This window comes from Amycolatopsis sp. NPDC059021, from assembly GCF_042739895.1.
Classification (GTDB): domain Bacteria; phylum Actinomycetota; class Actinomycetes; order Mycobacteriales; family Pseudonocardiaceae; genus Amycolatopsis.
In genome coordinates this window covers 1-9981 of the sequence record NZ_JBHYIQ010000185.1, presented here as the reverse complement: position 1 = coordinate 9981, position 9981 = coordinate 1, and the positions used below count along the sequence as shown (strand labels likewise).

Here is a 9981-nt window from a genome sequence, read left to right as displayed (position 1 = left end):
ACCTTGCGGGCGTCAGACGCCCGCAAGGTGGCCTTACCGGCACGTGAGTCCTCTGTGGACGCGGACCCGCCCCTGCGACCCGCTTGAGTTCCTGGCATGGGCGTTGAGCGCGACGAGGGCGTCCCTCGGTGGATCAGCGAGTCCGCCGCGCCACTCGAGCCACCCCGAGGATCAGAGCGGGACGGAGCGCACGTGGCTGGTGAGCCGCCCGTCGTCGTGGAGCACGTGGAGCAGCAGCGACGGCGGCCGGTCGTACTCGATCGGCCCGCCGTCGGGCCAGTCGCGATCCCCGCCCTGTTCGGACGGCAGCAAGGAACCCGAGACGACGCCGGGCGCGACCCGCAGCGGCAGCCCGGCGAACGTCGTCGACGCGCCGGTGTGCACGTGCCCGCACAGCAGCGCCACGACGCGGGGGTGCCGCGCGAGCACCGCGGCCAGCCGGTCCTCGCCGGACTGCCGGATCCTGTCGACGGCCGGGACGCCGACCTCGACCGGCGGATGGTGGAACGCGACGAACGCGGGCCCGTCGCCACCGGCGAGCGCCGAGTCCAGCCAGGTCAGCGTCTCGTCGGCGAGGAAACCCGCCCCACTGCCGGGAATCGTCGAATCGCACATCGCGAACAGCGCACCGCCCACCTCGTGCGCGCTGTTGATCGGCCCGTCCTCCGGCGGCGCCTGGAGCAGGACCTCACGGAAGGCCGCGCGGGCGTCGTGGTTGCCGGGACAGGTCAAGACCGGCGCGGAGTGCTTGAGCAGCTCCACCGCGCGGTGGTACTCCCCGGGCAGGCCGTGGTCGGCGATGTCGCCGGTCACCAGCACCGCGTCGACCGGGCGCGCGAACCCGCCGAGGTAGGCCATCACGGCCGCCACCCGGGCCTCGGCACGCTCCCCGCCGTCGAGATGGATGTCGCTCAGCTGCGCGAAAACCGCCACGGTCAACCCCTTCCCAGAAACGCCAGTGTCTTCACCCAGTTCCGGACGAGCAGCTCGGACGCCGCGGGCAGATCGCCCGCCCGGATCGACGCCGCGATCCGGCGATGCTCGTCGATGCTCTCCTCCGCGCGCCGCACTCCCCCGAAATACAACGTGTCATAGCGGCGCAGCAACAGCTTTGTCTGCTCGATCAGCCGCATCAGATGGGGATTGCCGCAGCGGGACAGCAACAACGCGTGCCAGCGTTCGTCCGCGGCCAGCAGATCACCGCCCGCTTCCAGCACTTCGGCCATCTCGTCCGCGACGAGGTCGAGCGCCTCGGGCAGCCCGGCGAGGTCGAACGGCGACGTCCAGCGCAGCGCCAGCGACTCCAGCTCGGCCACGAGCGGGTAGAGCCGCCGCGCCTCCTCGGGTTCCAGCGGCGGAACCAGGAAACCCCGCCCCGGCGCCGACACGAGCATCCCGCGATCGGCCAGCCCGATGAGCGCCTCCCGCAGCGGCGTCCGGCTCACGCCGAGCTCCCGCGCGAGGTGCACTTCGTTGACCCGCGCCCCGGCCGCGAGCCGCCCGTCCAGCACACGCGCGGTGATCTCCTGGATGAGGTCGCGGCGCAAGAGATCCCTCGGCATGGAAGCAGTATTGCATGCAGCACGGTCGTACTGTATTCAGTTCGTATGACCAGCATTCAGGACCTGGACGTCGAGCGCGCCCGAGCGGAGACGCCCGGCTGCGCCGACGTCGTGCATTTCAACAACGCGGGCTCCGCGCTGCCACCCGCCGTCGTGCTCGACACCGTGCTCGGGCACCTGCGTGAGGAAGCCCACAGCGGCGGCTACGAGGCCACCGCCGCGGCGTCCGAAAAGCTCGACGCCGTGTACGCGTCGGTGGCCCGGCTGCTCAACGCCGAAGCCGACGACATCGCGATCACCGAAAACGCCACCCGGTCCTGGCAAGCGGTCTTCTACTCGTTCCCGTTCGGCCCCGGCGACCGGATCCTCACCTCCCAGGCCGAGTACGCCAGCAACGTCATCTCGTTCCTGCAGCTGAAGCGCCGCACCGGGGTGACGGTCGAGGTGATCGGCGACGACGAGTCCGGCCAGCTCGACGTCGCGGAACTGCGCCGCCGCGTCGCGGACGACGTCAAGCTCATCGCCGTCAGCCATGTGCCCACCCAGGGCGGACTGGTCAACCCGGCCGAGGAGATCGGCGAGGTCGCCGAGCAGGCCGGCATCCCGTTCCTGCTCGACGCCTGCCAGTCGGCCGGGCAGCTCGACCTCGACGTGCGGCGCCTCAAGTGCGACGCGCTGAGCGCCACCGGCCGCAAGTACCTCCGCGGCCCGCGCGGCACCGGATTCCTCTACGTGCGCCCGGAACTCCGCGCCCGGCTGGAGCCGGCGATGCTCGACCTGCACTCGGCGAGCTGGGTGTCCCCCGGCGAATACACCGTCGACCCGACCGCCAGGCGATTCGAGGTGTGGGAGCGCAACACCGCCCTGGTGCTCGGGCTCGGCGCGGCCGTCGACTACGCCCTGGAGTGGGGCCTGCCCGCCATCGACGCCCGGGTGAGCGCTCTCGCGAGCACCCTGCGCGAACGGCTCGGCGAACTCCCCGGGGTCCAGGTGCACGACCAGGGCGCGCGCAAGTGCGGCATCGTCACGTTCAGCCTGGAGGGCACCCCCGCGGCCGACGTCAAACGCGCGCTGGCCGCGGCGCGGATCAACACCAGCGTGTCGAGCAGCACCTCCGCCCAGTTCGACTTCACCGCGCGGAAGCTGCCCAACCTGGTCCGCGCCTCGGCGCACTACTACAACACCGAGGACGAGATCGACCTGCTTGTCCGCGAGGTCGCGAAACTCTAGCGGCGCACCAACTCCCGCCGGCTCGGTGGCGCGTAGGGAACTCCGGTGTCCTTCGCCCGCCAGGCCAGCATCAGTGCCTCCCCGAGCAGGCTCAGCCCGATCGACAACGGCATCGGGCGGGCCTGCTCGTGCATCCCGTTCGCGACCGCGAGCGCGCCGATCCCGAAGTTGGCCGCGAGCGAAACCGCCCACACCGCGAACGTCCATCCGGTGTAGCGCTGCCAGAGGACGCCGTCGCGTTCGAACAGTTTCGTGGTGCGCGCGCGGATCGCGCCGAACCCGATCCCGGCCGCCGAGCCGGCGGCCAGCCACAGCACGTCCACCCCGGTGAGCTGCTGTTTGACCAGGCTGCTGCCCCCGATGACGATCAGGATGAGCGGCGTCCCGAACACCTCGCGCGCCACCACCGGCTCACCGCGCAACCGGCGCACGATCACCACGACCACTCCGACACCCACGAGTGCCGCGATCACCCAGCCGTTCATGAGGATCCCCCTTTGTAGCATCAGTGTGCTAAATAAATTAGCAAAGCCGTGCTATAAAGACAAGGTGCCGAAGATCGTCGACCCCGAAGCCCGCCGCCTCGCCATCGCCGAAGCCGTGTTCCGCGTGATCCGCCGCGACGGCCTCGACCAGGCATCCCTGCGCGCGGTCGCGGAGGAGGCCGGACTGGTGATCGGCTCGGTCCGGCACTACTTCGCCAACCACGAGGAGCTGATCGTCTTCGCGATGCGGACGCTCGCCGAACGCACGGCCGCCCGCATCGTCGAACGCGTCGGCAAACTGCTCGACGGCACCACACCCGGGAGCGAGGCCGCGCTGGACCAGACCACCGACCTGCTCTGCGAGCTGCTGCCGCTGGACGAGACCCGGCGTGCCGAGGCCGAGGTGTGGCTGGCGTTCTCGGCCGCCGCGCGCATCCGGCCCGCACTCACGGCCGATGCCGAACGGATGTACACGGACACCCGCGCGCTCACCCGGCACTCGCTCAGCGAAGCGGCGAAGCGCGGTTCACTGAAGGACGGGCTCGACATCGAACTCGAGACCGAGCGATTGGCGGCACTGCTCGACGGGCTGACGCTCGGCGGGATTTCGCACCCCGGCCAGGCCGGACCGGACCTGATGCGCGCCGTCGTGCGGCGGCACCTGGAAACGTTGCGCCGCTGAGCATGGCCGAACGGCCTCACACGGTTAGCCTGTCAGGAAGGAGTCAGTCGATCACCGACAGGAGCCGCGGGTGAGCACGTTCTACGACATCGCGACCACCGACCCGGACCGGATCGCGGTCATCGACCCCGCCGGGCGGCAGGTGAGCTTCGGACGGCTGGCGGCCAGGGTCAACCAGCTCACCCACGCGCTGCGCGCGCTCGGTCTCGGCGTCGGCGACGGCGTCACCGTGATCCTCCACAATGGACTCCCCCACTACGAGGTGCAGCTCGCGACGCTCCAGGCGGGGCTGTACTTCACCCCGGTCAACTACCGGTCCACGCCGGAGGAAATCGGCTACATCGTCGAAAACAGCGAGTCACGGGTGGTCGTCGCGGACGCGGACATCGCCGCGACCTGTACCTCCACTTTGGACGAACTCGGCATACCGGTCGAACGGCGATTTTCGGTGGGCAGCACCGAAAACTGGTCGGACTACGCGAAATGGGGCGTGGACGAACCGGAAACCGTGCCGGAGAACCGGACTTCCGGGGCGACGATGGTCTACACGTCCGGGACGACCGGACGGCCCAAGGGCGTGCGGCGGCCGCTGAGCGGGAAACCGCCCGCGCTGCACCCGGACTACCAGCACGTGATGGCGCTGCTCGGCGTTTCCCCCGGCGGCGGGGTGCATCTGGTGCCGTGTCCGCTGTACCACGCGGCACCGGGCGCGTACTCGCTCAGCGCGCTGCATCTCGGGCACACGGTGGCGCTGATGTCCCGTTTCGACGCCGAAGAGACGTTGCGGCTGATCGAACGGTATCGGGTCACCACCACCCACGTGGTGCCGACGATGCTCCACCGCCTGCTGCGCCTGCCCGAGGAGGTCCGCACGCGCTACGACCTGTCCTCGCTCACCAGCGTGATGCACGGCGCGGCGCCGTGCCCGCGCGACGTGAAGGAACGGATGCTCGCCTGGCTCGGGCCGATCGTCACCGAGTACTACGGCGCGTCGGAGGGCATGGTTTCCGTGGTGCAGCCGGACGAATGGCTTGCCGAGCCGGGCACGGTCGGCCGTCCGCTGCCCGGCGTGCGGGTGAAGATCCTCGGCGAGGACGGCGCGGAGCTGCCGCCCGGCGAGACCGGCACGCTCTACTTCAGCTCCGTGCACACCGATCTCGGCTACTACCGGGACCCGGAGAAGACGGCGGCGAGCAGGTCCGGCGAGTTCCTCACCGCCGGCGACGTCGGCTATCTCGACGCCGAGGGCCGGGTGTTCCTGCGCGACCGGCGCACCGACCTGATCCTCTCCGGCGGGGTCAACATCTACCCCGCCGAGATCGAGGCCCGGCTGCTGAGCCATCCCGACGTCGCCGACGTCGCGGTGATCGGCGAACCCGACGAGGAGTGGGGCCAGCGGGTCGTCGCGATGGTGCAGCCGGGCGAGGGCGTCGCCGGGGACGACGCGCTGGCCGAGCGGCTGGCGGCGCACTGCCGCGGCGCGCTGGCCGGGTTCAAGACGCCGAGGCGGTTCGAGTTCCGGGACCGGTTGCCCCGCACCGACAGCGGCAAGATGCTCAGGCGCGCACTGCGCCCGGAGTGACGCGCTAGCGCATCGCGACGGCGCGGACCTGGTCGCGCCCGCCGTCCTTCGCGGCCAGCAGCGCGTGGTCCGCGGCCAGCAGAATCTCCGCCAAGGTCGTCCCGGTGCCGGGATAGGACGCCACCCCGATCGACACGGTCACGCCGAACGGCCGCAGCGCCGAAGCGGATACGATCCGCAACGCGGCGATGCGGGTGCGGATGCGTTCCGCGACATCGAGCACGGCCTCCGGATCACTGCCGGGCAGCACCACGACGAACTCCTCGCCGCCGAACCGCCCGCACTGGTCGTTGCCGCGCACGACCGCCCGCAGCACGTCGCCGACGGCGTGCAGCGCGTCGTCACCGGCCAGATGCCCCAGCGTGTTGTTGACCCGCCGGAAGTGGTCGATGTCGATCATCAGGACGCCCAGCCCCGTCCCGTGCTGCCGGGCGCGATCCAGTTCCGCACCGGCGATCGCGTGCCAGCCGGCCGCGTTGAGCAGCCCGGTCTTGGCGTCGGTGGTCGCCGCCACTTCGAACTGCCGCACCAGCGCGCTGCGGTGCAGCGCGTACAGCGGCACGAACATCAGTACGAGCAGCCACGGATGGGAGACGAGCAGGACCGCGGTGAGCGCCCCCAAGCACAACGTCGCCAGCTCGAGGATGTTGTCGTTCACCGTGCCGGTCACACTGCGCAGTGACCGGTCGGAGCCCCACAGCGCGATCGGCACGGCCGCGATGGTCATGTTCACCACGAAATACGCGCCGATGGCTGCCACCAGCGGGAGCACACTGTCCATTCCGGACGCGTGCAACGCGGAGAACATCTCTGTCCGCCGCGCGGCGAAGGCGGCGGCTTCACAGGACAGGACGACGTTGCCCGTGTTGTACAACGCGCGGGCGAGACAGCAGCCGGGCCTGTCACGGTCGCAACGAAACAACAGGTGCAAATACAGGACGAGCGCGACGACCGCGAAGAGAACGGGCGGGAGCAACAGCGCCGCCGGGAATGTCCACACCGACGTGAAGTTGATGTGCGCCTCACCGGCGAAACGCCTTCGGCGCCGCTCGATCTGACGACCCAGCTCGGCCGCCGCCACCCCGAGACCCGTTATCAGCGCACACCTGAGAAGGTCCGGCCCACCCGGCGGCCCCGCGGAAGCAGTGACCGCCACGACCACGATCGCGCACAGCATGACCAGCAGAACGTAGGCCCGCGAATAGCGCGAATGCGCCCAGACGAGCCATTCCCACCGGCGGCCCCGTCTGCCCGGGTTCCGCGGTGTTGTCGAACCCTGCATACTGAACCCACTTCCCCTCGCGGCGGGAGATCTTTTCGCTCTCACGCCCCGGCTCCAGGGTGCCCGTCCCTGGTGGACCCAGGAGAGGAGTCGTCATGCGCAATCGTGAGAACTGACCGGTCCGGCCCGGCCGATCGTGCTTCGCCCCCGGCAGCCCGCTTTTCTGGCCGCGTCTCCCGCCATACGAGTGCCGCGCCGATCGCGAGCACCGTGGTCAATGCCCCCGAGGCCGCCACCGCACCCCGTGGTCCCAGCTGGTCGGCTACCGCGCCCGCGGCCACCAGGGCGATCCCTTGCGTGGTGTAGAGACAGGCGTTGAGCCGCCCGAGAACCGTCGCCCGCCGGGCATCCGGCACCACCGCCACGATCACCGTTTGCCCGCGGATCAAGGCGATCGTCGCGAGCGCGCCGGAAAGCCCCCACCACACGATGGGCCAGACGTACCCCGGGGTGACGGCACATCCGGCGAGCGGCAGCCCCGCCAGCGCCATCGGGACGATCGCCGAGCGCGTGGTCGGCGGGGGCGAGCTTCTTCCCGCCCACCAGCCACCGAACACGCTGCCGACCGGGTCCGCCATCATCAGCACCCCGACCATGACCACGCTGGCGCCCGCCTCGTGCGCGTAGGGAGCGGCCAGGCCCTCCGGGACCACGATCAGACCGAGCAGGCAGTTGACGGCGAACGGGATCGCGATCCGCGGATCACGCCCGCGCACCACGTTCGCTTCGCCGCCGGAGGACGCCCGGTCGCGACGTGACGCCGGCCTGGCGTGGACCCCGGTGATCACCAGCAACGCGCTGACGAAGAACGTCCCGCCGTTGAGCAGCAACGCCCAGGACGGTCCGATGGCCGTGACCAGGAGCCCGCCGAGCCCGAACCCGGCGAGCTGGGCGGTCTGCATCGTGACCTGGCGCAGGCCGAGGCCCGCCTGATAACGCCCTTCCGGGAGCACGTCCGGCAGGAGCGCCATCTGCGCGGCCTTGAACGGCGATCCCGCCAGGGTGAGCACTCCCACCAGGCACCACAGGACGGTGAGCGGCAGCCCCGGGATCGCCATGGCCGCCGCCAGGCACCCGCGCAGGACGTCGGTCACCACGATCACCGTGCGCCGGGGAAACCGGTCGCCCAGACCGGAAAGCAGCAGCCCGCCCAGCAGCGACGGCAGGAACGTCAGCGCATAGGTCAGCGCGGTCAGCAACGCCGAGTTGGTCCGGCCGAACACCAGCAGGGCGAGTGCCACCCTGGCGAGCTGATCCCCGATCTGCGAAAGGGCTTCGGCAAGCCACATCGCGCGGAATTCGGCACTGGCCAACGCCGCGGTGAAATGCCCACGCCCTTCTTTGCGCATTCGACGCCCTCCCCCCGGTGGTGCGCCCGATCCGGACCGCTGCCGCTTCCCCTCCTCCGGACCCGCGGATCTCCACGGTATGGCCGGACTGTGCCCGCGCGGACACGGCAAGCGACGATTCACTCGAACGCACTAACTGTCCGTGTCTTTCGGGCAATCGCGACGGCACGGAAGGCTACCCGGCCCCACCGTGTCCACAGTGGACGTTCGAGGGGTCAGCCGCCGAACCACCCCGCGACGTCGAAGCCGAATCCGCCCGGCGCCACGACAGCCCGGAGTCCGTCCTCCATCGCCCGCACCCGGTCCGCTCCGATTTCCGCGACCCACAACGCGCGGAGGTCGTCGAAGACGGCGGCCGAACGGGTCAGCGCGTCGAGTCCGCGTGGCGTAAGGCGGACGACCTTGCGGCGGGCGTCCGCGGCGTCGTCCGCGCGTTCGGCGTAACCCAGTGCCACCAACCGGTCCACAGTCTTGCCCGCGGCCTGTTTGGACACTCCCAGCCGGCGCCCGAGCTCGGTCGCCGTCGCGCCGTGGACGCCGATCGCCTGCATCGCGAACCCGTGCGCGGGCCGGATGTCCGGGTGCCCCTGCCGCGCCAGCTCGGCGTGCAGCCGGTCGATGAGCGTGCGAAAGCCCGCGAACAGCAGCAACGGCAGCTCGTACCCGGGCGGATCCTGCTCGGCCATCACTGCCCCTTGCACAAATCGACAACCAGGTTTACATTTTGGTCAACCACGTTGACTACTTTAGCCGGGAGACACCATGTCCGCCTTCCCCGACCACACCCTCGACTCCGCCCCCGCCGCCGCGCGCGCCGCGATGGCCGCGACCGCGCGCCGCCGCGGCTATGTGCCCGCGCCGGTCGGCAGACTGGCGACGTCGCCGGAACTGCTCACCGGCTTTCTCAAACTGAGCGGCCTCTTCGAAACCACGACACTGGCTCCGGTCGAACGCGAGGTCGTCATCATGACGGTGGCGGCGCGCAACGCCTGCCACGTCTGCGTCGCGATGCACTCGGAGATCCTGACCGCGAAGGAGGCGCCGTCCACGCTGATCGAAGCGCTCCGTGCCCAGAAGCCGTTGCCCGATGCTCGCCTCGACGGCCTCCGCGTCTTCACCCTCGCGGTCATGGACGCCGCGGGCGCCGTTCCGGAGGAGACGCTGCAGGCGTTCCTGGCCCACGGCTTCACCGCCCGCAACGCGCTGGAGGTGGTTCTGGGCGTCGGCGCCTACACGTTGTCGACGTTCGCGAACCGGCTCACCGACGCCCCTTTGGATGAGGCGCTGGCCCCGTTCGCGTGGCACGCCGCGTGATCATGGGCTACCGGTCGTAGAGTCGGGTGACCTTCGATCCAACGCCGGGGAGTACCGGACGAGTCATGAACTGGTGGGCCGGATACACCGTGGCCGTCATCGGCCTGCCGGTGCTGCTCGCGCTCGGCTGGCTCGCCGGCGACGCCCTGCGAGACCGCCGCAACGCCCGCCACCGCTCGATCCGCCGCTCCGTGACCCGCATCCGCACCCGCCGAGCCCGCGCCACCACCCCCGCCGAAATCCCCTGGCCCACCACCGACCAGGACACCGTCCACCAGTAAAGGGCAGCGGCAGGCAAGAGGTAAGCAACGGGCTCCACAAGGACAAAAGCGGAACCAGGCGGCAACACGGAACCACCGGAGTGGCAGCACGCCCCGCGTGCGGACCCACGCTGGGTCAGGAACCGACCGCACCGTGGGGGGTGTGGGGGGGGCCGGCCCCCACCGCGAGACAGGACACCGCGGGCCCAGGCGCCCAAGCCCGCCCCACACCGGG

The 9981-nt window shown here is 70.6% G+C and carries 11 protein-coding genes; 5 read left to right on the top strand and 6 right to left on the bottom strand.

Going from position 1 to position 9981, the window contains the following annotated elements; all coding sequences use genetic code 11:
• Positions 1 to 171 precede the first annotated feature (171 nt).
• Both ACFWX1_RS47355 and ACFWX1_RS47350 read right to left on the bottom strand, forming a co-directional pair.
• On the bottom strand, positions 172 to 933 hold the full coding sequence (locus ACFWX1_RS47355) for a metallophosphoesterase (protein ID WP_378396503.1): 762 nt from the start codon (positions 931 to 933) through the stop codon (positions 172 to 174).
• A gap of 2 nt (positions 934 to 935) precedes the next feature.
• Positions 936 to 1562, bottom strand: coding sequence for a GntR family transcriptional regulator (locus tag ACFWX1_RS47350; RefSeq protein WP_378396502.1), 627 nt, complete (start codon positions 1560 to 1562; stop codon positions 936 to 938).
• Positions 1563 to 1607: 45 nt separating this feature from the next.
• Between ACFWX1_RS47350 and ACFWX1_RS47345 the strand changes: the two genes are divergently transcribed.
• Positions 1608 to 2792 carry an aminotransferase class V-fold PLP-dependent enzyme gene (locus ACFWX1_RS47345; RefSeq protein WP_378396501.1) on the top strand — a complete coding sequence of 395 codons (1185 nt, stop codon included), beginning with the start codon at positions 1608 to 1610 and terminating at the stop codon, positions 2790 to 2792.
• Here the strand turns inward: ACFWX1_RS47345 and ACFWX1_RS47340 are convergent.
• Positions 2789 to 3277, bottom strand: a complete 489-nt coding sequence (locus ACFWX1_RS47340) for a DUF1453 domain-containing protein (protein ID WP_378396500.1) — start codon at positions 3275 to 3277, stop codon at positions 2789 to 2791. The genes ACFWX1_RS47345 and ACFWX1_RS47340 overlap by 4 nt on opposite strands.
• A gap of 64 nt (positions 3278 to 3341) precedes the next feature.
• Between ACFWX1_RS47340 and ACFWX1_RS47335 the strand changes: the two genes are divergently transcribed.
• Entirely contained in the window at positions 3342 to 3959 is a 618-nt protein-coding gene (locus ACFWX1_RS47335) for a TetR/AcrR family transcriptional regulator (protein WP_378396499.1), read from the top strand.
• A gap of 70 nt (positions 3960 to 4029) precedes the next feature.
• Positions 4030 to 5541, top strand: coding sequence for an AMP-binding protein (locus ACFWX1_RS47330; RefSeq protein ID WP_378396498.1), 1512 nt, complete (start codon positions 4030 to 4032; stop codon positions 5539 to 5541).
• 4 nt (positions 5542 to 5545) lie between these two features.
• Here the strand turns inward: ACFWX1_RS47330 and ACFWX1_RS47325 are convergent, their stop codons facing one another.
• The 3 genes from ACFWX1_RS47325 to ACFWX1_RS47315 all read right to left on the bottom strand — a co-directional run bounded on the left by ACFWX1_RS47325 (position 5546) and on the right by ACFWX1_RS47315 (position 8858).
• On the bottom strand, positions 5546 to 6823 hold the full coding sequence (locus ACFWX1_RS47325; protein WP_378396497.1) for a GGDEF domain-containing protein: 1278 nt from the start codon (positions 6821 to 6823) through the stop codon (positions 5546 to 5548).
• A 41-nt stretch (positions 6824 to 6864) separates the two neighbouring features.
• A complete protein-coding gene (locus ACFWX1_RS47320) occupies positions 6865 to 8172 on the bottom strand; it encodes an MFS transporter (protein WP_378396496.1) in 1308 nt (435 codons plus the stop codon).
• 215 nt (positions 8173 to 8387) lie between these two features.
• Positions 8388 to 8858 carry a MarR family winged helix-turn-helix transcriptional regulator gene (locus ACFWX1_RS47315; RefSeq protein ID WP_378396495.1) on the bottom strand — a complete coding sequence of 157 codons (471 nt, stop codon included), beginning with the start codon at positions 8856 to 8858 and terminating at the stop codon, positions 8388 to 8390.
• 76 nt (positions 8859 to 8934) lie between these two features.
• Between ACFWX1_RS47315 and ACFWX1_RS47310 the strand changes: the two genes are divergently transcribed.
• Positions 8935 to 9486: a carboxymuconolactone decarboxylase family protein gene (locus tag ACFWX1_RS47310; protein WP_378396494.1), complete on the top strand. Its 552-nt coding sequence runs from the start codon at positions 8935 to 8937 to the stop codon at positions 9484 to 9486.
• 26 nt (positions 9487 to 9512) lie between these two features.
• Positions 9513 to 9767, top strand: coding sequence for a hypothetical protein (locus ACFWX1_RS47305; protein ID WP_378396493.1), 255 nt, complete (start codon positions 9513 to 9515; stop codon positions 9765 to 9767).
• Positions 9768 to 9981: the final 214 nt, after the last annotated feature.

Excerpts from the sequence above, each read along its gene's own strand:
- ACFWX1_RS47350 (WP_378396502.1), bottom strand. The coding sequence starts at position 1,562 with ATGCCGAGGGATCTCTTGCGCCGCGACCTCATCCAGGAGATCACCGCG.
- ACFWX1_RS47345 (WP_378396501.1), top strand. The coding sequence starts at position 1,608 with ATGACCAGCATTCAGGACCTGGACGTCGAGCGCGCCCGAGCGGAGACG.
- ACFWX1_RS47340 (WP_378396500.1), bottom strand. The coding sequence starts at position 3,277 with ATGAACGGCTGGGTGATCGCGGCACTCGTGGGTGTCGGAGTGGTCGTG.
- ACFWX1_RS47325 (WP_378396497.1), bottom strand. The coding sequence starts at position 6,823 with ATGCAGGGTTCGACAACACCGCGGAACCCGGGCAGACGGGGCCGCCGG.
- ACFWX1_RS47320 (WP_378396496.1), bottom strand. The coding sequence starts at position 8,172 with ATGCGCAAAGAAGGGCGTGGGCATTTCACCGCGGCGTTGGCCAGTGCC.
- ACFWX1_RS47315 (WP_378396495.1), bottom strand. The coding sequence starts at position 8,858 with ATGGCCGAGCAGGATCCGCCCGGGTACGAGCTGCCGTTGCTGCTGTTC.
- ACFWX1_RS47310 (WP_378396494.1), top strand. The coding sequence starts at position 8,935 with ATGTCCGCCTTCCCCGACCACACCCTCGACTCCGCCCCCGCCGCCGCG.